The organism is Candidatus Goldiibacteriota bacterium, from assembly GCA_016937715.1.
Taxonomy (GTDB): Bacteria; Oederibacteriota; PGYV01; order PGYV01; family PGYV01; genus PGYV01.
Genome location: JAFGWA010000075.1, coordinates 11,939 through 34,642 on the forward strand (window position 1 = coordinate 11,939; position 22,704 = coordinate 34,642).

The following is a 22,704-nucleotide window of genomic DNA, read 5'->3' on the forward strand; positions in this document are numbered from 1 at the left end:
TAAATATAAATTTAACAGTACTGTCTATTCCGACCAGAACTTTACCGGCAGTGAATACACCCTGCCGTCCATTGGCGGATTTACCCTGGTATGAGCCCTTTTATACTGAATATTAAAACTTTTATCTTCCGTTGATACATAATATTCAAAAGTCCTGAAATAAGGGGCGCCGGGATTAAATGTATCCCTGTCATTAAACGGCATTGTAAATTCTATTTCACACGGCGCTTTAGCGGTGACAGAAACTCCGGGTTCTATTATGTAATCTGTTTTTCTTATAAGGTAAAACTTTCCTTCCGGCATTTCATTTGAAACAAGCGTAATATCCCCCGCCTTTAGTTTGCTAAAAACATCCATAGCTTCAGCCTTTTCTGTAAAAAAAACCTGCGTCACACCTGCAGTTTTCAAAGATGCTTCACCGGTGTTTATCTCTTCATTTAATAATTCTTTTAAGGATACCGGCTGCCATTCCACAGGCCCCATATGCCTTTCTTTTTTATCCTCTGTAAAATCCATAACCGCCCAGACGCTGTTGCCTTTCAGCGGTTTTATATAATATTCTACAGCGTAATGCCCTTCGTAATAAACGATTCTTGCGGGAATGGTAAAACTTCTAAGCAGCGCTGTTGCCGCCCTGCACTTTTCAAGCAGGTTTCCGGATTTATCCCTTAATACAAAAAGCCCGGAGCGGTTTATTTTATGTAAATCTGAGGTCATTTCGTATTTATCAGGAGCGTCCTGTACAGTTGCCGTAATATAAGAATACACGGCATCAGAAACATATACAGAGTTTGCCCGCCTCTTTTCAGATATAGATTCTAAAATCTCATCTCCAAATTCCTTCATCATAGACGTCCCCTGATAAGCGTAATACGGGGAAGAAAATGTGAATTCTTTTACCCTTAACGGAAAAGATGAAAGTACACGGGCGCCATAATCCGGCATAGCCGCCGGTTTTACGCTTTTGCCTTCTATAAGAAAATAAACGCTGAACGGATACTCCTTTGCGGTTAACGGCAATATCGCGGTAAAAACAAAAATAACAATAGCCGCGGTAAATTTGAACTTAGTCCTCATCATTTATTACCTCTGTTTGTGAAAGTTCAAACAGGCCTTTTTTGGACTGCTGTAGTTTTTCTTTTTCCACATAATAACACCTGTATATTTCTTCGCCGGTATGAGGATTATCCGTAATTTCCGGCACCGCCTCCGGAAATTGCGCTTTAATAGAATCTATTACATCAGTGTCACTTGGCCTGACAACAATGCCTATCCCTTTTCTGCCCTGCAGATATGAAGGATAAACATTGTTTTGCGCGCCGCTTAGATATGAGAACCGGGCTTTTTTATGCGTGGTAAATGTCAGGATGACTTTCTGTTCAAAACTGTAAAAACCATACATTTTTTTTGCTTCAGATACATAAAAATACCAATCTTTTGACTGTTGGTTAACAAGCCTGCTGATGCCGTTGGCTTCCGGAGAATAATCCATATATGCCGACTTCTGGGAAGGATACACCACAAAGTACTGATGCACATTAATTACAGCTATCGCGGTTATAATCACCACAGCGGCAATATTAAACCTTGATATTTTTTTTCCAAGTAAAAACAAACCGTTTTCTATCTTCCTGAACGCAATAAGAATAAGCATATATAGGGCCGGTATTACGGAAGAAGCCCTGTAAGCCTGAGGCGCCTCTATTGTTATCGTCATCATGCCCGGTAACAGCATCAGAAAGAACCACAAAAGCCAAAGCGAATTCGCCCCGGCTGCCGCCGCCGCGGTAAACACGCCTGCCACAAGAAGCACCCCTGAAATATTGTCAACGAGAGGCGCTTTGTAAAGGTTATGCCTGCCGTTGTAATCACCTTCAAAATTAAACATAAGCAGATGCAGTTTAACGCTTAAGAGCAGCGGCTTTAAGCTGCCCTTCTCTTTTATTTCCTGCGTAATATTAATATCCTTTACGCGCCTTGTATAATCCTGCCAGTTATTTACCGCATAGGTAATAAGCGGAGCGGCGGTTATAAGCCCTATTGCCCCGGCTATCATTACTTTTTTAAGCTGCTTTTTAACAAACATTTCTTTATCTTTAAGGAATGTTATAAACAGATGCGCCGCGGCTATCACCACCACCATATTTGCCGAAGAAAACGAATAAAGTCCAATCCCTGCTATAAAACCCGCCAAAGCCGCAAAATACCACTTATTATCTTCTATCATCCTTATATAAAAGTAGAAGAACAATATCTCTATGAAAATTGTCTGCATCCCAAGAAAAGCCACTCTTGAAAAAGTGATATGCCACCTTGAAAAGGCCAGCAGCACCGCGGCTGCGGCTGCATAGCGCGCGCTGCCAAATACACGTTTTGCCAGAAAATAAAACGCGGGCACGCACAGCGTTCCTAAAATTATTGAGACCATTTTTAAAGACAGTATTTCCGGGCCCATTATTTTAACAAATACGGACGCAAGCCAGGTGAACATTGCCGGCATTTGCGTTAATCTTGGTATAAAGACTTCAAACCTGTTTGTGGCAAGCATTGATATTACTTCATTGCCGTTCTGCGCCTCGTCAAACCAGACACCAAGGGGTATTTCATTTATTTTGTAAATTCTAAGGAAAAAAGCGGCGGCAGTAATTAACACAAGAAATAAAATTTCATAAATACCTTTTACCCGCGGTTCTTTGTTCTCCCTGACATCCAAGCCTGTACGCGACGACAGAAACACCAGCACTCCGCCTGCAATCATCATAATTGAAGCTGCGCCTGCCGTTCTTTGCATAAAAAAAGAGAAAATATACTGCGCCGCGGAAATCATAAGCATTCCCGGCCCCAGTAACATAAGAGACCGCGCCCCTTTTTTATCCCTGCCGGTTTCTTCCCCGTAATACTGAAAAAACGCAAGCACAATCAGGTATAAAAGCACGGTAATATAAGAGAACCTTGAAGGGAAAAAAACCGGATGTATTGATATCAGGGCCACTGAAAGAAAAAGAAAACTGTTCACATAAATACTTTTAATCCCGGTCATTATTACCCCTGTTTAAAAAAGTACCGCCTGATCCGAATCCGGCAGGCTGCCCGCTAAATTATTTAACTTCATGAATTCTACCACACTTTTATTGACTTTTGTCCTTTTGACAAGGTCTTCCACGGATGTAAACTGTGACTTGTGCCTTTCAATGGAAACACTTATGGCTACTTTTTCGCCAAGCCCCGGCACCGCGATTAAAGGCGGCAATATTTTACCGTCTTTTACCGTAAAGCGCGTCGGATGCGACTTATACAGGTCAACCTTTGAAAAAACATAACCGCGGTCTTTCATTTCCACAAGTACTTCAAGCACCTTAAATCTGTCTTTTTCTTTTTTATCCGCGTCCTTCATAAACCTGGACTCGCGCAGCCTCTTTTTTACCGCTTCAAGGTCCATCGCCATGAATTCATATTCAAATCCGCCTATGTCCCTGTTAAGGTAATCAGCGTAAAAATGCTCCGGATGGTGAATCTTTATATACGCGATTCTAAAGGACATTATGGTATATGCCACAGCGTGCGCTTTGGGAAACATATATTTTATCTTTTTGCACGACTCAATGTACCATTCAGGCACCTTGTGTTCTTTCATGGCCTTTTCAAATTCAGGGGTAAGCCCCCTGCCCCTTCTGACACTTTCCATTATAGAAAACGCAAGGCCCTTCTCAAGCCCTTTTCTTATCAGGTATTCCATAATGTCATCCCTGGTGGAAATTACTTCTTTAAGGGTGGCTGTCTTTTTATTAATAAGTTCCTGCGCGTTTCCCACCCATACATTGGTACCGTGTGAAAGCCCTGAAATATAAACAAGTTCCGAAAAAGTCTTTGGCTTGGTGTCATTTAACATCTGCCTTAAAAAACCGGTGCCGAACTCCGGGACTCCAAGAGTACCTATCTGGCTGTCGTAATTTTCCGGATTTACATTTAACGGCTTCAAACTGCTGAAAATCTGCATTGTTTGTTTATCATCAATGGGAATATCCGTCACTTTAATATTTAAATCCTCACAGATATGTTTTAAACTTGTGGGCAATTCATGGCCAAGGGCGTCTATCTTTACAAGCGTATCATGTATGAAATGGTAATCAAAGTGTGTGGTAATAGATACCTTGTCCGGCGCGTACTGAACCGGGGTAAAATCGCATATTTCCTTATCATCGGGAACAAGCATAAGCCCGCCTGGGTGCTGACCTGTACCGCGTTTTACATCGGCGCATCCGATTGCAAGCCTCAACTTTTCAGCATTTTTAAGATTAGCCCCTGTCTTTTCTATATACTTACTCATGAAATCTTTTTTAATTGCGTTCTGCTGCAGCGTGTTAATCGTCCCCGCTTTAAAAACCTTTTCTTTGCCGAACATATTTATAAGAAAATTGTGTATCTTTTCCTGATACTCTCCGGAAAAGTTAAGATCTATATCAGGAACCTTATCGCCTTTAAATCCCATGAAAGTTTCAAAGGGTATATTAAATCCGTCGCGCGTCATTTCAATTTTGCAGTACGGGCATTTTTTTGAATCCATATCCACACCCGCAAGTTCTGTATCTATGAATTCCATGTATTTACACTTGGGGCAAAGGTGGTGAGCCTGCAGGGGGTTAACCTCTGATATTCCGCAAAGATAAGCCACAATTGACGACCCAACGGACCCCCTTGAACCCACTATGTAACCGTCCATGTTGCTTCTTTCCACCATAACTTTTGCTATAAGATATAGCACCGCGTAATTATTGCCTATGATAGATTTAAGCTCCCTGTCTATCCTTTCTTTAACTTCCGGCAGGATATTATCCCCGTACAGTTCGGCCGCGCGGTTCCATGTGGCTTCCCGTATTTTATTATCCGCGTCAGGTAATGAAGGCGGATGAATCTTTGAAGGCACCGGTTCCAAAGCAGGTTCTATAAGGGCTGCTATTTTTTGCGGGGCTGTAATAACAACTTCTTTGGCAAGTTCAGGACCCAGATAGGCAAATTCTTCAAGCATTTCATCGGTGGTCCTTAAATACAGCTCCGCGTCCGCTTCTTCAAATCCCATTGCAAGCATCAGAAATTCCCTGTAAGTACGGTCTTTTTTATTTAAAAAGTGGGCATCACAGGTGGCCGCCACCGGCTTGTACATTTTTTTTCCAAGTTCCACTATGCGCCTGTTTATCCTGTGAAGGTCTTCTATTGAAGCCAGCGTGCCGTTCTTTAAAAGAAACATGTTATTTGTATCGGGCTGAATCTCAAAATAATCATAACGGGCGGCTATCTCTTCAATTACTTTTTCCTGCTTCTGTTCAAGAATCGCCTGATAAAGTTCACCCAGATAACACGCCGTGCCCAGCACAAGCCCTTCCCTGTTGGCTTTTAACAGCGAACGCGGTATCCTTGGTTTTTTATAAAAATATTCAAGGTGTGAGGCGGAAACAATTTTATACAGATTCTTTAAACCCGTATAGTTTTTTGCAAGTATTATTATGTGCCACGGCTTATCATGTTCTTCATCTTTGGCTTCCCTGTCATCCACAAGATACCCTTCCATACCAAAGATAAGTTTTGTGGCGCCCCTCTGTTCAATCGCGTCCATATAACCTTCGCGCCTTGTCCTGCCTTTTACAAAAAGGTCCTTGTGCTTTTTCTCATAATAATCCACAAGCCTTTTATATGCGTCAGGAAAAGAATGCACCACGCCGTGATCGGTAATTGCCACCGCGGTATGTCCCCAGCTGGCAGCGGTTTTTATATAATCATCCAGCGCCATCAAAGAATCCATCGCGCTTAATTTGGTATGGGCGTGAAGTTCCACCCTTTTTTCCGCCGCACTGTCATGCCTCTCCGGCGCTTTAATCCGGTTAATCCTTCTTACTTTTGCGGATAATTCCCCGTCCCGGTCGTCATAAGACACTTCCGCGGAAAGCCTTACATAAGAAAGCGCGGATAATGTGTCCCTTAACCCGTCATTTTCATCAATAAACGCGATACATTTCAAAGTATCTTCGTCATCCGTTATATAAAACTTAATAATGTATGTACCTTTTTTATTTTTAAGTTCGCTTATAGGTTCGGCATCAGGGTCAAAAAACACCCTGCCTTCCAGGATATATTTGCCGGCTTCAGAAATTGAATTTATCGATTTAACAATGCCTTTTATTTCTTCCTTCACAAGCACTTTACTTTCCCTTTCACGCTTTCCCGTTATCTTTATGGAAGCAGCTTCAGGTTCCGCCGCGGGCTGATCCGCGGATATGGCTGTTGTTTTAACAGAAGCAATTTCAATATCCCTTGCGAAGAAATCCCTTATTGCTTTTCTTATAGAGGCCTGCACCCTGAAATCAGAAAGCTTGCCGGCAATAAATTCATTTTCACAAATAAGTTCCATTTTATTATCCGTAAACGAAGGCCTTGTACTTAAAATCCAGGTCCGCGCCTCACCGGCCCTTTCCGCAAAAAACACCCAAAGTTCTTTTATCTGGCTTTCGGTGGCGCCGCCTTCCTGAAAATTTATTTCAAAAGAAGCCGGCATTTGCGCGTTATTTTCTATTACGTTTTTAAGCGCGCACAGATAGGCCGCCGTAACCCCTTCCTTTACGTCAAGCGTAACCTGCACTTTAAAATCATTACCTTTGCCGTTTAATTCAACGCGGTTAAATGATATTAATTCCGACGAGGGGTCGTCCTTTAAAGCCGGAAGGTTTTCATTCAGGATTCTTTTTGTTTCATCACTGTCAATTTTTATAATATAAGCTGAAGACATATATGCGACCTTTTAGTGATTGTTTTTTAAGCCTTTTGCGCGCGTGAACAGCTTTAAGATACCGGGCACAAAAATAACAAAAGACTTTATTTCATTTAAGACATTTTATTATACAAAGCCTTTTGCCAAATGTCCATTTTTTTTGCCAAAAAAATAAAACTCATATACTCAAATTGAAATTATTTTATATTTTAATTATTTAAAAATACCTTTTAATAAATTATCTGTCCCTTTTTTCTGCGCGGATGATATTTTACTGTTTATTTCCGACTTTACTTTTTCTATTTCCGCCTCCGCGCCTTTAAGAGCGGCTGTGTACCCGCCGGTAATTGCCGTAAGTTGTGTTTTGTAGCCTTCAGCCTGCTTTAAAAGTTTATCTTTTTCGCCTTTGATTGTATTTTCCACCTGCGCGTTAAGGCGCGCTTTCAGCTCTTCAGCTTTTTTTCCGTACAGCTTTGCGGCCGCTTTTGAAAGCCTGTCTTTTATGTCGGAGGTTATGTCAATGTTCAGCCCTTCCAGGCCGTTAATAAGTGAAAAACCAACTGTAATACCGTCAATTGAACTTAAGGCCTGATATGTAAGATCCTGCGTGTTACCCGCAGTGAAAACCGGGCTGTTTATCTCCGCGCTTCCTTTTATCGAAATATAGCTGTCCGTATTTATAAGGCTTACTTTTGAACGCAGATTCTTTGATGATATGCTAACGTTTCCATAACCGGCAGTATATTCTTCAGGCATGCCGGACAGCACGGCCGTAATGGAATCATTAATCTTTTCCCTGTGATCAATTACCCCTTGTACCGCTATTTTCTGAATACCTTTAACACCGCTCAAGTTTATTTTTGTCGGCATTCCTGTTATATACTGCTCCGCAGTCAAATCCGTCACGGTTCCCGAAAGCCCTAATCCGCCGTTTTCCCCGGAGCCGCCGGATAATAACAATTTTTTAACCCAGAACGAGGGGTACTGTTTGTCAGTAAATATAATATCCGTGCCGTGCATCCTTTTAATCTGAGCGTATTTTTTCTTCTTTTTGACAGGAATATACCTGTTGGCAAGGCGTGCCGTATTCAATAAGTTTCTTACCCTTGAATACCACACAGGCCCTACTATGGTTTTTTCTATCTCTGAAGGATTTAACATATTAATATTCATTATTGACATTGCATTATTAACATCCCTGTCCTTAGCCTCGTTTATTTCATCAAGCGAAGATACTGAATAAGCATAAAAACTATCCGCCCCGGCTTTTATCTCTTCAACTTTTTTCTTCGCTTCCTGAAGTTCCGCGTACACCTTATTAAGTTCATCCAGTTTTACTTTTGCCGCGGGAATATCTTCAACCGAAGCAACTTTTATTCCCTTTAAGTTTTCAGCCGCTTTTTTTATATCTTCCGCTTTTTTATTTATATCCGCAGAATTTGCGGAATTCATTATTTCATCTTTTTTCTGTGTGATTTTTCCGCTTACTTCACTGATTTTTTTAAATGATTCAAGGCTTTCTTTCGCCGCAATCTTTAAACTGTCCGCGGATTTGAATTTGTCCTGAATGTCTTCCAGTTTTGTTATAGGTAATTGCCCGGCAGCCTGAGCCTTGGCGCTTTCAAAAGCTTTCACCCCAAGTCCGTGTGCAAATTCTCCTTTTGCCGCAAGTTTTGCGTCCTTTTTTTCAATAGCTTTAAGCCTTGCTTCAGACAGTTTTCCGGAAGTTTTTCTTGTGCTTCCCGCCGTAACCCCTTCAATTGATACTGTGTCTATTATTATTTTTCCGCCCGGCAGCTGCGATGTCATAAGATCAAAACCGGCGCTTTGCGCCTGAAAAAGATTCTTCATAGGATTATCCCTGTCAGCCACAGCAATACCCTGAATTACCACTTTGCCTTTCAACACCTGAATGTCAAACTTTTCAATTTCCACTTTCGCCTTAAAAATCCTCTCTCCAAAACTTATGGCAGTGTTCTTTACAAGTAAATCAAGGAAGAAAAAACCAAAAAGTAATGATATTACAACAAATACCAGAAGCGCAATAATGCCGCTTTTTCTGAAAACTTTCATTCTTTGTCCCCCCCTTCAAAAAAATTCCCCGCCTTAAGCGCTTTTACTATGCCAAACTTTTTAACTTTATCCTGCATGTGTTTTCTGTAAAAATCAATTACTTTTAAGGTTCCCATCCAGACAGGCACTATCAATAAGAGACCGATTATAAAATCACCCATGATTACGGTATTGTTGAATTTTGTAAACGGGACAAGGGGCATTTCCGCCATTTTTGAAAAAACAGGCTCTAAAAAGGGAACCGTCAGAACCGCCCTTCCTATAATATCGCCCAACGGGTCAATTAAAAACGTAATAAGTTTAAATATACCGGTAAAAAGAAAAAACGCGGCTGTATTTACATTCAGGACAAGAACCAAAAGAAAAATTATAACGGCATTAAACGGCGCCAGAAGCAGAAAACCCGCAAACATACCAAAGACCACCCCAAGCGCTATTTCCCCGGGTTCTTTATTGGAATTCACAATGGAAAGTAATTTAGTTATTTGTCTTATCATGGTTCCCTCCGAACAGGTTTTATGCGATGTAATAAATACTAAAAGCTGAATATTTTCTTAATATCTTTCTTCAGCCTGCTTTTTATTTTTTCCTGCGCCGCGCCATATTTTATTATAGCCAGCAGGTATCCGTATTTATCCCCTGTATCGCATCTGTCGCCGTCAAATTCATCCGCTATCAGCCCTTCATTATGCATTACCATACGCAGGGCGTCTGTTAACTGAATCTCGCCGTTTTTACCGGGCTTTGTCTCTTTAATATAACCAAAAATAGAAGACGGCAGAATATACCTTCCCACAATGCCAAGGTTGGAAAACGCGTCTTTAACCGAAGGCTTTTCAGCCATATCAGTAATTTTATAGACCTTATCGCCTATCTTTTCCGGCTTTATAATACCGTAAGAACTTATCATTTTTTTGTCAACCGCCTCAACGCCTATGACGTGCTTTTTAAATTTTGCCATAGTGTCAATCATCTGTTTCATAACGGGGACACGCGAGAAAACTATATCATCCGGAAGAAATACCGCAAAACTCTCATTCCCGACAAAACTCTTTGCGTGCATAATTGCGTCGCCAAGCCCTTTAGGCGTTTTCTGCGTTATAAAACTTTTTTTAAAATCAACCGGTATCCTGTAATACTGGTTTAATATTTCCGGCCCCGCCTTTTTCTTTAATATTTTTTCCAGCGCGGGCTTCTTTTCAAAATACTCTTTTATACTGCCTTTACCGTCAGCGGTGATAAAAAGCACCTCTTCAATCCCTGAATTTAAAGCTTCTTCAACTATAAAATGAATTGACGGTATATCTATTATAGGAAGCATCTCTTTAGGGACGGCTTTTGTATAAGGCATAAAACGTGTGCCCATTCCCGCTACCGGTATTACAGCTTTTTTTATCTTCATTTAAGCCCCTTTCTCAGTTTCATAAAGCAGCTGATTGACCCTTCCGGTCAGGAAGTTCTTAATTTCAGAGGCTTTTTCCATCTTTAACGCGGCATCCGCCGTTTCAAGCGCGCTTTGAAACTTAATACTGCGCACCATTTTTTTAACCGACAAAAGAGAAGCGGCATTGCCTGAAAGTTCATCCACACCAAGCCCTATAAGCAGAAACGCCAGATAAGGCTGGCCTGCCATTTCACCGCATACCGAAACTTTAATGCCGTTTCTGTGCGCGCTGTCAACAGTCATTTTAATGCTTCTTAAAACAGCCGGATTAAGCCCGTCATAAAGGTGCGAAACAGCTTCATTACCCCTGTCCACGGCAACAGTATACTGAATAAGGTCATTTGTGCCTATGCTGAAGAAATCCACGTGCCGGGCTATTTCAGCGGACATTAATACCGCCGAGGGCACTTCTATCATCGTTCCCACTTTTATATGCTCGTCAAACGGGACTTTTTTGCTTTTCAGTTCAAACTTTACTTCTTCTAAAATCTTCTTGGCCTCTTCTATTTCTTCAATAACTGAAATCATCGGGAACATTATTTTGGCCTTGCCAAAAGCCGAAGCACGCAGTATTGCCCTTAACTGCAGCCTGAAAATATTCTGATTTGCAAGCGAAAGCCTTATTGCCCTTAAACCAAGAAACGGATTCTGTTCGGGCATTATCTTGAAATACGGAAGAAATTTATCGCCGCCAATATCCATCGTCCTTATCGTAACAGATTTACCGCCCATTTTCGATATTACGGTTTTGTAGGATTCAAACTGTTCTTCTTCCGAAGGCAGGTTCATCTTATTCATATAAATAAATTCCGTCCTGAAAAGCCCAACGCCGTCGGCGTTATTTTCAATAACCGCGCCTATTTCTTCCGGAAATTCTATATTGGCATTAAGTTCCACTTTATGCTTATCCACCGTCACCGCTTCAAGGGTTTTTAACCTCTTTAGCATACGCAGTTTAAGCGTGTACTTCTTCTGTTCTTCTTTATAAGCATTCATTACTTTAGCGCCGGGATTTACCGCCACAATCCCCTTTTCGCCGTCAAGTATAAGAACATCCCCCGTATTCAGCGTTCCCGTAATATCGCGCACGCCGACCACCGCCGGTATTTCAAGAGACCTTGCCACAATCGCGGTATGGGATGTGGCTCCCCCTACTTCCGTTACAAAACCCATCACTTTACCCTTATCCATCTCCGCGGTGTCCGCGGGAGTAAGGTCATGCGCCACAACAATATACTTTTCAGCCGGCGCGTCGCTGTCTTTGGTTTTTAATTCAGCCAGGTTTTTGATAATTTTTTCAACAAGCCCGGATATATCCCTGCCGCGTTCTTTTAAATAGCTGTCGGAAATTTTATTGAAAAACTCCGCGTATTCCTTTAACACCTGCATAAGAGCGTATTCCGCGTTTACAGACTCTGTTTTTATTATCGTCTCTGATTTTCCTGCAAACATCCGGTCTTCAAGAAGCATCAGATAAGCGTTAAAGATATCCGCTTCGGAATTGCCGATATCATATATGACCTTTTCCTTAATTGACATAATGTCAATTTTGGTCTTTTCAACGGCTTTCCTAAGCCTTTGAATTTCAGCTTCTATAAGCTCGGGGGCAACCGCCCTTTTTGTAATCTCCGCGCTCTTTTTGTTTATTACATAGGCCTGCCCGATTACAATTCCCGGAGAGGCCGGTATTCCTTTATACATTATTCTTTCTCCCCAAATCTGTTTTCAATGACTTTAACAAGCTTGCTTACGGCTTCCTTCGCATCCTGCCCTTCCGCCTTTATTTCTATTTCCATACCCTGCGCCGCTATAAGGGTCATTAAACCCATTATACTTTTGCCGTCGGCTTCCACATCGCCGTTTTTTACTTTAATGAGCGATTTATACTTTTCCGATTCTTTCACAAAAACGGCCACCGCCCTTAAGTGGAAACCAAGTTTGTTTATTACTTTAACCTTTTTGCTGTATTCCATCACAATTCTCCCTTAAAATATGTATGCTATTATTATGCAGACGGTCATTAAAATCATAAGAATTCTGGATACAGAAACCTTGCGTTTTAACACCGACACCGTTACAAAGAAAACAAAAGCCAAAAGAAGGCTGTCCACAAAATGAGAAGCTATATAATATTCATCGGTTACCGCGTATATTCCCGCGAACATTCCAAGAACTCCCATACCTGTTATCTTGATGCTTCTTAATATGTCCTGAAATTTAATTTTCTGTATCAGGCCAAAAAGCGCCTGATGCTGATAATAAGCCTTAAACAGAAGAAAGTACTTAATGGCAACCCTTGGCAGATTATAAAGAAAAAACGCCGCCGCCGCCGCCCAAATCCACAATCCCGGGCGCTGCGTCCCGCCAAGCATCACTATAACAACCCCTATAAGCAGGGCAAAAGGTTTTATCCCCGACCAGAAAAGGGAATCGCCTATGGCAGCCAAAGGCCCCATTATGCCCATTTTTGTATTTTCAATCTCACGCTCTTTCGCAGCCGGTTCCTGATTGGATATATCTTCTTCAAGCCTGGCTATTACGCCAAGCGCCGCAGAACTGAAGAAAATATGCGTATTGAAAAAACTTATATGCCTTTTCATCGCGGCTGCCATTTCCGGCGTGCCTTTGCCGTATATCTTTTTAAGTATATTCATAATCGAAAAAAGAAAACCCGCATTCTGCAGCCTTTCAAAATTCCAGGAAGCCTGAAGAAAATTAAGTTTTATTCCGCTGTATAAAAGGTCCCATGCGCTTATTTTTTTCATGTTGTTTTTCCTTTTTTTCCCCAGACGGAATTATAAACCACAAATACAGACGCGGTTAAAACAGCCGCCAGAAAAAGAAAGACATCGGGCTTACGGAACGAGAATATAAGGTACGTTAAAGCAAACACGGCCACAAAAAGCCCTTCTCCCGTTTTGGTCCTGAACATATCAAAAACAACAGCAATTCCAATTGCCGGCATCGCCCAGAAAGCATAACCAAGGGCGTCAATAATCTGATCCGGAAGGGTTATATAAATAGCATTCGCCAGATACACACCGACGGAAAAAACAACCGCATAAACAAGAAAATCCCTTAATAATTTTGCCGCAATAGCGGATACCTGTATCATTGTCACAAAAGACTGCCTGCCGGCTTTTATCTTATCTTCAAAAAGGTGCATTATTTTTGTGTTAAATTTCCTGTTCCATACATCCATAAGGCCAACAAAATAACCTATGCCGGCAGCGCTTAACAGTGTAAACATAAGTACCGGAGTGCTGGTATCTTCCTGTATCTGCTGCCCCATCGATGATGCCAGCACTGTTGCCGACATGGCAATTGCCGAAGCCGAAGGCGGAACATAAGCGCCCACAGGAGGAGCGTTTATCCAAAGCAGCTGAACAATCGCTCCCATAAGGACTCCCGTGTATATATCTCCGTTAAATATAAAACCAATCAGCGCGCCCGCAAATATAGGCTGCGAGATAAGCGTCATTCCGACGAAGTAATTATCTATTTCCAGCATCGCCGCCGCAAAAGCCGCCAGCAATACCACATAGATATTTATGTTTGTAAGAAAATTCTGCAATTCCATCAGATAACCGCCTTCATTTTATGAATTTTTCTTTTATGGCCTTAAAAATATCTTTCTTTGAATCAGTGGGCACCATTCTTACTTCAAGCGCCACGCCCAGCTGATTAATACGCTGAAAAGCCGCCACATCATCGCCGTCAACAAAAATAGCGTCATATAACTGCACCTTTGTGTCGGAAAAATGCATTCCGCCTATATTTATCTCGCCCACTTTTCCTCCGGCTTCAATTACGCCGCAGATATCCTTGGGGCTTTTCACCAGTATAATCGCCTTGTCGTCATCAAATTCCCTGTTTTTTATCTTTATCGCGGCTTCTTTAACGCTGATAATGGAGAGATTTATTTCCGTGGGCGTAGCCATACGGAAAAGAAATTTCTGCATATCATTATTAACCACATCGTCATTAACAACTATTATGTGATCCGCTTTTAAAGACTGCGCCCAGCCCACAACAACCTGGCCGTGTATTAACCTGTCGTCTATCCTTGTAAGCAGAATAGGCATTTGGCCGTTTACCTTTTTCCTATCATCGATTTTACATCTATAATAAGCCTGTCTTTTTTCGCAAATATCATTTCCGTAATCTCAGCGGAACTTTTATCAATGTGATTTATGGCTTCCACCACCATAGGCATATTTACGCCTGTTATTATCTTCACTTTTTCGTCGCCGCTGTAAAGCGCAAAAGCCGCGTTCATAGGCGTCCCGCCGAACATATCCGCCATTATTACAACACCTCTGCCGTCATCATTTTTTTCCACGGCATCCTTTAATTTCGCGGTAAAACTTTCAAGCGTGTCGCTTTTTAACAGCGTAAGCGCCGTCACTTTTTCTTTCTGCCCGACTATCATAAAAACAGTATCCTTAAGGCTTTCCGCAAAAGTATAATGCGTTGCAATTATTATCCCCGCCATACTGTACTCCCTTTTATTTTTCGCTTTAAATTATAAGCAGTTTCATTATCAGCTTGCCCAAAAGGCCTTCCGCGTGGCGGATGTAGTCTCCGTCATTAAAAAGTTTTCCTTCTACAAGCCTTACTCCAAGCCTGTTTATCTCTTCCCTGTCAATTCTTACAGGGTATGAATTTTCCTTTGCGTACCTGGAAAGAATTTCCTGCTTTGCTTCCTTATTATTTGCCACAACGTAGTCTATGACTTTGGATTCCGTATGTTTAAGCACCGCTTTTAAATGGTCAGACACGGTAAAATTATCTGTTTCTCCCGGCTGCGTCATTATATTGCACACGTATATTTTAGCCGCTTTCCTGTTTGACATAATTGCTTCTTTTATTCCCGGCACCAGCAGATTGGGAATAACGCTTGTAAAAAGGCTGCCCGGCCCCATAACTATTACTTCCGCTTTTTTTATCTCTTCAACCGCGTCCGGATTTGCCTTGCAGTCTTCCGGCATGATAAACAGCTTTTCTATCACGCCTTTTGCCTCGGGAATCAGCGATTCTCCCAGTATAAGCCTTCCGTCCTGCATCTTTGCCTGAAGCGACATATTGTCAAAAGATACAGGCAGTACCTTTCCGTTTATGGCAAGCACCTTTGAACTTTCTTCAACGCCTTTTGAAAAATCTCCCGCCACATGAGTCATAGCCGTTATAAAAATGTTTCCAAAACTGTGGCCGGCAAGGTCTTCGCCTTTATCAAACCTGTACTGAAAAAGTTTTCCTAAAAGCGTTTCCTGATCGGCAAGCGCCACAATACAGTTTCTTATGTCTCCCGGCGGTATTATCTGATAGTCTTTTCTTAACCTTCCCGAAGATCCGCCGTCATCCGCAACTGTTACTATTGCAGCAAGGTTGGAAGTATACTTTTTTAAAGCTCTTAATGAATTCGGAAGCCCTGTCCCTCCGCCTATCGCTACAATCCTTGGACCCCGCCTTAACTTGGCTTTTCTATATGCCATGTTGATAAAATCTTCTTCCCTGTTGGGTATATACATGGCAAGCACCGAATAATATGCCCTTCTTACAGCCATCGAAACTCCAGCAATAGCCAGCAGTATTATCGCCACATCAATAAACTTTAACCGCTGTAACCTATAAAAAAAAGCGTCAAAATCTATACCGGTTTCTATTCTGAAATTACGTACAAGCGCGCCCAGTTGTCCGGAAAAACCAACCGCAAGTACTATCAGGCTTAGTATTAAAAGAAAAACCCACCTTTTTATCCTTATCCCCGGATAAAGCCATTTATCAAATCTAGCCATTCTTTTTTCCTTTAAACATATACAACATCATCTTTTCATTAAGTTCTTTCGCGGGATTGTGCCCTTTCTGCCGTAATCTCTGATTCATTGCCGCCACTTCCACAATTATGCTTAAGGTCCTGCCCGGTTTTACCGGAAGGACTATTTTTGGCACCTGCACACCAAGTATGTCCTGCATCTGCTCTTCTATTCCAAGCCTTTCGTAATCTTTGCCTTTTTCCCACTCTTCAAGGTGAAGCACAAGTTCCACTTTCTGATAATCCCTGACCGCGCCCACGCCAAAAAGCGTCCTTACGTCTATTATGCCCACTCCTCTGATTTCCATATGGTGCTGTACAACGCTCATTCCCCTTGCTTCAAGTTCGCCTTCCCCAAGCCTTGTAACTTCTATCAGGTCATCCGCTACAAGCCGGTGCCCTCTTTTTACCAGTTCTAAAGTTACTTCACTTTTTCCAATTCCGCTTTTGCCCGTTATTAAAACTCCCAGCCCGTAAACATCAACAAAAGTTCCGTGCATGGTGATTTTTGGAGCCAGTTTTTTTTCAAGGTATATCATCGTGGCGCTGATAATTTTTGTAGTAAAAAGGGAAGATTCAAAAACAGGCGTTTTGTATTTTTTTGCAAGAAGAAGGAATCCGGAAGGCGCCTTTAAATTTCTTGAAATTATCACGCACGGGACATTCTGTTTAAAAATCTCGCCCATAACCCTGTCGGCTTTTACACTTCCAAGTTTCTTTATATACGTGAATTCGGTCTTTCCAAAGACCTGAATGCGCTCATATGGGAAATATCCAAAAAAACCGGCCAAAGCAAGCCCCGGCCGGTTTATGTCTGATACCACTATTTTTTTTTTATCAAGATATTCTTCGCCCGCTAAAATGTTAAGGCGGAATTTTTCATTATTATCTTCAAAGAACTCCTTGACGGTTATAAAATCCATCAACTACCTCCTAAGGAGCCGCATATCACTGTTTTGTCTTTTCTTCCTCTTCTATTATCTGGATAACCGCTTCCTTGTCGGCTGCATCAAGGATTTTCTTCCTGTAATACTTATTCTTAAGAAAGTTGCTTACCCTTGCAAGCGCTTTAAGCATAACGCCGGCCGCGCCTTCGGGAGCAAGCAGAAGGAAAAATATATGTACAGGTTCGCCGTCAAGGGCGTCAAATTCCACGCCATTCTTGGAAATTGCAAACGCGCCTATAAGTTCCTTTACGCCTTTTGTCTTACTGTGCGGTATTGCAATTCCCTGGCCAACGCCGGTGCTGCCAAGTTCTTCCCTTTCAAGCAGGGACTCTATTGTCACGTCCTTGTCGATAATGGCGTTTTTCTTTTTCAGAATTTCCACAATTTCTTCAATTGCTTCTTTTTTGTTTTTCGCCTTAATGTTAAGTTCTATGCTGTCCTTTTCAAGAAAATCAAGAATTCTCATATTTATTCCACCTCTGTCAGTATTTGGATATGGTCAATCCGAATTTTTTATCTTTTCTTTTCCTTATCAGGCATACTTTGTTAAAATCCACATTGAAGAAAAGCAGCATTTTTTCAGGGGCTATCTCCGCTTCTTCCATAGCTTCTTCCGTATTCATGGGCTTTGCCGCCATTAAATCCTCTTCCACAACTTCATTATAACGGTCATTGCCGGTTTTTCCTGACGAAGGAACGTTTGCAAGAATTTTTTCAATTCCGGGGCGTTTTCCGCCTTTAACAGGCTTTACAATTTTATCTTTATGTTTTTTAATCTGAGTGATAAGCTTTGTTTCCAGCATATCCAGGGAAGTATACATATCCTTTGATGTCACTTTTGCCGTAAAAGTGTGTTTCTTGCCGTTCAGTATTGCTTCTGCCGAATGAATGTATTTATCCACGGAAATCACGATATGAAGCTTGCCGTTTTCCTTAAAATCAAAATATTCTTCAACTTTTTTGAATCTTTTCTTTGCGTAATCCGTAATACCCTTTGTCAGATCAAGATGCCTTCCCGTAATGTTTATCTCCACGGTACGTCCTCCTTATATAATAATAACTTTAAATTATCATATTAAACACTTAATGTCAATTCAGTAAAAATTTAAACCCCGGAATATAAGGGATATTTTGAACCCTATTTACCGCATTACGGTACAAATTTACGCTTATTGCCTTTTTCTGGAAGAAGCCGGCAATATTTCCAGCTGCTCCCTGTACTTGGATACTGTCCTTCTGGCTATATTTATGCCAATTTCTTTAAGTTTTTCTTCTATCTGGGTGTCAGTAAGCGGTGAAGACGGGTCTTCCGCTTCTATCATTGCCCTTATTTTACCCTTCACACTGTCAGAAGACACATCGCCGTCAGCGCCTTTTAATTTACTTGAGAAGAAATCTTTAAGCGGCTTGATTCCCCCCGGAAGCTGGATATATTTCCTTGAGACAATCCTGCTTATAGTGGATTCATGCACCCCGATTTCATCCGCCACCTCTTTTAAAGTAAGGGGTTTTAAACCTGTCTCTTCATTCTTCATATAATAATCCTGTATCTGCAGGATTTTTTCAACAACAGTTTTTATAGTCTTGTTTCTTTCGTCCCAGGAATTCTTAAGCGTCTTAAGGTTTTCTTCGTATTTCTTCGCATAAGGTTTTGTTTCCTTATTGCTTTTATACAGCTCCAGCTGTTCTTTATTTACAACAAGCTCCGGAAATTCGCCGAAAATACGCACGTGGTATCTGCCTTCTTCATCTTCATCCACTATTATATCCGGTATTATGTAATTTTTTACGTCTCCGGAAAACTGATATCCCGGGTAAGGCGAAAGAAGTTTAATCTCTTCTTCGGCTTTTTTTATGTTTTCTTCGCCTGTTTTATAAATTGAAGCAAGTTTTTCAAACTGCTGCCTTGATAAAAGTTCAAAATTTTCTTCTATTATTTTATACGGAAGGGAATCTTTCATCTTTTTTTCTTTAAGCTGCATCAGAAGGCTTTCTCTGACGTTTTTTGCCCCGACTCCCGTGGGTTCAAATTTCTGTATTATCTGAATGGCGGCGGCTGTCATTTCCGGGCTTAATCCGGTTTCCTGCGCTATTTGGGAATCATCAAGTTCAAGAAATCCCCTGTCATCTATCATTGATATTACGGTGAAAACCGCCTGATAAATGTCCTCTTCAAGGTCCAGCGTATTCAGCTGACGGATAAGCACAGAATTAAGATCTTTGTCCCTGTCATCGGTAAGGCTGTCATACCTGTAATCGTTTATTTTTCCCGCATCCGGATTAAACTCTGTTTCGGGCCGTTCGCGCCACCCTGAATCTTCAATTTCTCCGGCGGAATTATCAAAGTTTTTTATATCATTTACTTCGGCGTTTTTTTCTTTCCACCCGGAATTATCCTGCTCTCCGAACATATTATCGTAATTATTAAAATCTATCTCCGACATATTGGGTTTTTCGCCTATTTTTACGTCTTCTGTCTGGCTTTTTTCCCTGGCTGTTGTTTCCGGATTAATGTCTTCTTTAAAAATTACATCATCCAGTATCGGATTTTCCTGCAGCTCTTTGTTTAATATTTCCCTTAGTTCCATATATGAACCCTGAAGGACTTCCAGCCTTAACCGCATTTCAGGCGTCAGCTTAAGCTGCTGCTTTAATTCGTGGCTTAAATGCAGATGGTTGGATGGGCGCATCTATTTATCCCTGGCCTGCCGGTTTATTCTTGTTATTTCCTTACAGCCATCCTTAATGACGCGGCAGCTGCAATTTTTACGGCATCGGCAGCTATAAAGGGTATGATACCCGCGGCAACAGCACCCTTAATACCCATTCCATAAACAAACGCAAGATGCGCGGCTCCCATAAAATATATTATTGCCATACCCGCTGAAAACACGGCTGCCATTCCGACAAAACCGTACTTTTCCATTGAAGGTTTCATAATGCTCATCACAATTCCCGCCGCGATGAATCCTGCCAGATAACCTGCTGTCGGCCCTACAAGAGCCATAGCTCCGGTCAATCCGGCGGCAAAAACAGGCGCGCCTATTATTCCCGCAAGAATATATAATGCCTGGGAAATCCCAAGTTCTTTAAGGTTAAGGTAATAAACCGCCATAAAAAGGGCAAATGTCTGAAGCGTGAAAGGCACAGGTGAAAACGGAGTCTGTATCCTTATCAGTGACGAAGCGAACATAATAAAAGAAAAAAACAGGACCATAAAAATGCTTTTTACAGTTACGGAAACGGATATTTCTTTGTTTAATACGGCTGAAATACTTTTCATTTTTCACCTCTGATAGATTATTTAATTATTAAAAATTCTATATTACATACCGCGCAAAGTCAAGTTCTATTGCGCTTTAATTGCGATTAAATCCGGGTTTTATTCTATCTATAAACATAAACCTTACTAATATTTTTAATTATCCTTGCAGTATTTACGTCTTTATATGTTATTACCGCAATATATATTCCCGAAGACACCCTTGTTCCGGATACCGTCTTCATATCCCATTCAAAATCCAGCGAATTCAAGGTGTAATGACGTATAATTTCCCCTCTTAAATTGTAAATTTTCACCTTAATCCATTCGGCATCCGCTACAGCACCGGTAAACCTGATATTATTCTTATCATAAACTATCCGCAGATCCTGAATTCCGGGTGCATTTTCCAGTATCACAGAGAACAATTTAATCAGAGTATATTCATTTCCATTGTTATCAACCGAAACAATTTTCGCAGTATAATTACCTGTAGGGGCCGAAACGCCGTCTTTATCTTTTCCATCCCATATGCCTATCAGCCTGCCTTTACCTTCACGGAATTCAAGCAGCGAAGTGCCTCTGTTTATAAACGGGTCCTGTGAAAGATAACTTTGATGTACCGCTTCGTCATTTCCCTGTTCAGCAAGCGTTGATACAAGCCTTCCGCTGCTGTCGTATACAGTAATTTTCACTTTATAATCAAGTATTATAACAGGTGTTACAGTAGGAGTAATACTGCACGTTGCCGTGTAATATATTTCCGGAGTATTTGAAACAGTCTGCGTTGCGGTCCGCGTTACAGTAGGCGTTATCGTGCCTGTTACAGTAAGGATATCAGCCGGCGTATCTGTTGATGTCTGCGTATTTGTAAAAGTGGCTGACGGCGTAGCCGTTTCTGTAACCGTCCAAGTAATCGTATCTGTTACTGTCTGAGTGGACGTCATAGTGACTGTCTCCGTTACAGTTTCAGTCATTGTCCCGGCTGCGGTTTCAGTCGTTGTCTGTGTAGCGGTTTCAGTCATAGTTTCTGTTACTGTCTGCGTCACGGTTTCGGTTGCCGTTTCTGATGTTGTATAAGTAGCAGTTTCTGTACCTGTCTCAGTTCCGGTTTCAGTTGCAGTCTGTGTTGCAGTCTGTGTTGCAGTCTGTGTGGCAGTCTGTGTGGCAGTCTGTGTGGCAGTCTCCGTTGCTGTCTGAGTAGTAGTTTCTGTAACCGACTCAGTTACAGTGCCTGTCCCGGTTATCGTTTCCGTTGCTGTCTGCGTCGCAGTTTCTGTCATAGCCTCAGTAGATGTTTCAGTTACTGTTTCTGTTGCTGTTTGAGTGGTTGTCTCTGTTACTGTCTGAGTCGCAGTCTCCGTTACAGACTCAGTGGATGTTTCAGTTACTGTCTCTGTTGCTGTCTGTGTAGCGGTTTCCGTTACAGACGCAGTGGATGTTTCTGTTATAGTCTCTGTCGTTGTCTGTGTGTTTGTATCTGTCATTGTCTCGGTTATAGTCTGAGTAGCAGTCTCTGTTACAGACGCAGTGGCTGTTTTAGTATTTGTCTCTGTCGTTGTATCGGTTATAGTCTCTGTAACAGTCTCCGTTACAGACTCAGTAGACGTTTCAGTTACAGTCTCTGTTGCTGTCTGTGTGGTTGTTTCTGTTACAGACGCAGTAGATGTTTCAGTTACTGTCTCTGTTGCTGTTTGAGTGGTTGTCTCTGTTGCGGTCTGAGTAGCAGTCTCTGTTACAGACTCAGTAGACGTTTCAGTTACTGTCTCTGTTGCTGTTTGAGTGGTTGTCTCTGTTGCGGTCTGAGTTGCGGTCTGAGTAGCAGTCTCCGTTACAGACTCAGTAGATGTTTCAGTTACTGTTTCAGTTACTGTTTGAGTAGTTGTCTCAGTCATTGTCTCTGTTACGGTCTGAGTAGCAGTCTCTGTTACAGACTCAGTAGATGTTTCAGTTACTGTTTCTGTTGCTGTTTGAGTAGTTGTCTCAGTCATTGTCTCTGTTGCGGTCTGAGTAGCAGTCTCTGTTAAAGACGCAGTAGACGTTTCAGTTACTGTCTCGGTTGTTGTTTTTGTGGTTGTTTCTGTTACAGACGCAGTAGACGTTTTAGTTACTGTCTCTGTTGCTGTCTGTGTAGTTGTTTCTGTTACAGACGCAGTAGATGTTTCTGTTACTGTTTGAGTAGTTGTCTCAGTCATTGTCTCTGTTACGGTCTGAGTAGCAGTCTCTGTTACAGACTCAGTAGATGTTCCAGTTACTGTTTCTGTTGCTGTTTGAGTAGTTGTCTCAGTCATTGTCTCTGTTGCGGTCTGAGTAGCAGTCTCTGTTACAGACGCAGTGGCTGTTTCAGTTACAGTCTCTGTTGCTGTCTGTGTGGCTGTCGCGGTTATTGTCTCAGTTGCCGTC

Annotated in this window: 19 protein-coding genes; all 19 read right to left on the reverse strand. The window is 41.7% G+C overall.

Going from position 1 to position 22,704, the window contains the following annotated elements:
• Window positions 1-24: 24 nt before the first annotated feature.
• Window positions 25-1,080, reverse strand: coding sequence for a transglutaminase domain-containing protein (locus JXR81_07930; GenBank protein MBN2754779.1), 1,056 nt, complete (start codon window positions 1,078-1,080; stop codon window positions 25-27).
• A complete protein-coding gene (locus JXR81_07935; protein ID MBN2754780.1) occupies window positions 1,067-3,040 on the reverse strand; it encodes a glycosyltransferase family 39 protein in 1,974 nt (657 codons plus the stop codon). Before JXR81_07935 ends, JXR81_07930 begins: the two co-directional genes overlap by 14 nt.
• A 12-nt stretch (window positions 3,041-3,052) precedes the next feature.
• On the reverse strand, window positions 3,053-6,778 hold the full coding sequence (locus JXR81_07940) for a PolC-type DNA polymerase III (protein MBN2754781.1): 3,726 nt from the start codon (window positions 6,776-6,778) through the stop codon (window positions 3,053-3,055).
• Between the two features lie 195 nt (window positions 6,779-6,973).
• Window positions 6,974-8,833, reverse strand: a complete 1,860-nt coding sequence (locus tag JXR81_07945; GenBank protein MBN2754782.1) for a TIGR03545 family protein — start codon at window positions 8,831-8,833, stop codon at window positions 6,974-6,976.
• Window positions 8,830-9,330: a TIGR03546 family protein gene (locus JXR81_07950; GenBank protein MBN2754783.1), complete on the reverse strand. Its 501-nt coding sequence runs from the start codon at window positions 9,328-9,330 to the stop codon at window positions 8,830-8,832. The genes JXR81_07945 and JXR81_07950 overlap by 4 nt, the downstream gene beginning before the upstream one ends.
• A gap of 38 nt (window positions 9,331-9,368) precedes the next feature.
• Window positions 9,369-10,235 carry a UTP--glucose-1-phosphate uridylyltransferase gene (locus JXR81_07955; protein MBN2754784.1) on the reverse strand — a complete coding sequence of 289 codons (867 nt, stop codon included), beginning with the start codon at window positions 10,233-10,235 and terminating at the stop codon, window positions 9,369-9,371.
• Window positions 10,236-11,978: a phosphoenolpyruvate--protein phosphotransferase gene (ptsP, locus tag JXR81_07960; protein MBN2754785.1), complete on the reverse strand. Its 1,743-nt coding sequence runs from the start codon at window positions 11,976-11,978 to the stop codon at window positions 10,236-10,238. It abuts the gene before it with no gap.
• On the reverse strand, window positions 11,978-12,250 hold the full coding sequence (locus JXR81_07965; GenBank protein MBN2754786.1) for an HPr family phosphocarrier protein: 273 nt from the start codon (window positions 12,248-12,250) through the stop codon (window positions 11,978-11,980). The genes ptsP and JXR81_07965 overlap by 1 nt, the downstream gene beginning before the upstream one ends.
• 12 nt (window positions 12,251-12,262) lie before the next feature.
• Window positions 12,263-13,042: a PTS system mannose/fructose/sorbose family transporter subunit IID gene (locus JXR81_07970; GenBank protein MBN2754787.1), complete on the reverse strand. Its 780-nt coding sequence runs from the start codon at window positions 13,040-13,042 to the stop codon at window positions 12,263-12,265.
• On the reverse strand, window positions 13,039-13,857 hold the full coding sequence (locus JXR81_07975) for a PTS sugar transporter subunit IIC (protein MBN2754788.1): 819 nt from the start codon (window positions 13,855-13,857) through the stop codon (window positions 13,039-13,041). Before JXR81_07975 ends, JXR81_07970 begins: the two co-directional genes overlap by 4 nt.
• A gap of 13 nt (window positions 13,858-13,870) precedes the next feature.
• The gene (locus JXR81_07980; protein MBN2754789.1) at window positions 13,871-14,362 is read right to left on the reverse strand and encodes a PTS sugar transporter subunit IIB; all 492 of its coding nucleotides are present in this window, start codon (window positions 14,360-14,362) and stop codon (window positions 13,871-13,873) included.
• A gap of 8 nt (window positions 14,363-14,370) precedes the next feature.
• Window positions 14,371-14,772 carry a PTS sugar transporter subunit IIA gene (locus JXR81_07985; GenBank protein MBN2754790.1) on the reverse strand — a complete coding sequence of 134 codons (402 nt, stop codon included), beginning with the start codon at window positions 14,770-14,772 and terminating at the stop codon, window positions 14,371-14,373.
• A gap of 25 nt (window positions 14,773-14,797) precedes the next feature.
• Window positions 14,798-16,075 carry a YvcK family protein gene (locus JXR81_07990; protein MBN2754791.1) on the reverse strand — a complete coding sequence of 426 codons (1,278 nt, stop codon included), beginning with the start codon at window positions 16,073-16,075 and terminating at the stop codon, window positions 14,798-14,800.
• Window positions 16,068-17,015 carry an HPr(Ser) kinase/phosphatase gene (gene hprK / locus JXR81_07995; GenBank protein ID MBN2754792.1) on the reverse strand — a complete coding sequence of 316 codons (948 nt, stop codon included), beginning with the start codon at window positions 17,013-17,015 and terminating at the stop codon, window positions 16,068-16,070. Before hprK ends, JXR81_07990 begins: the two co-directional genes overlap by 8 nt.
• 25 nt (window positions 17,016-17,040) lie before the next feature.
• Complete coding sequence (locus JXR81_08000) at window positions 17,041-17,505, reverse strand: PTS sugar transporter subunit IIA (protein ID MBN2754793.1); 465 nt, start codon at window positions 17,503-17,505, stop codon at window positions 17,041-17,043.
• Between the two features lie 16 nt (window positions 17,506-17,521).
• Window positions 17,522-18,073: a ribosome-associated translation inhibitor RaiA gene (raiA, locus tag JXR81_08005; GenBank protein MBN2754794.1), complete on the reverse strand. Its 552-nt coding sequence runs from the start codon at window positions 18,071-18,073 to the stop codon at window positions 17,522-17,524.
• A 135-nt stretch (window positions 18,074-18,208) separates the two neighbouring features.
• Window positions 18,209-19,729: an RNA polymerase factor sigma-54 gene (gene rpoN / locus JXR81_08010; GenBank protein ID MBN2754795.1), complete on the reverse strand. Its 1,521-nt coding sequence runs from the start codon at window positions 19,727-19,729 to the stop codon at window positions 18,209-18,211.
• A 32-nt stretch (window positions 19,730-19,761) separates the two neighbouring features.
• Window positions 19,762-20,322 (reverse strand): biotin transporter BioY, encoded by a 561-nt coding sequence (locus JXR81_08015; protein MBN2754796.1) that lies wholly within the window; start codon window positions 20,320-20,322, stop codon window positions 19,762-19,764.
• A gap of 104 nt (window positions 20,323-20,426) precedes the next feature.
• A partial coding sequence (locus JXR81_08020; GenBank protein ID MBN2754797.1) for a hypothetical protein occupies window positions 20,427-22,704 on the reverse strand: 2,278 nt, incomplete at its 5' end.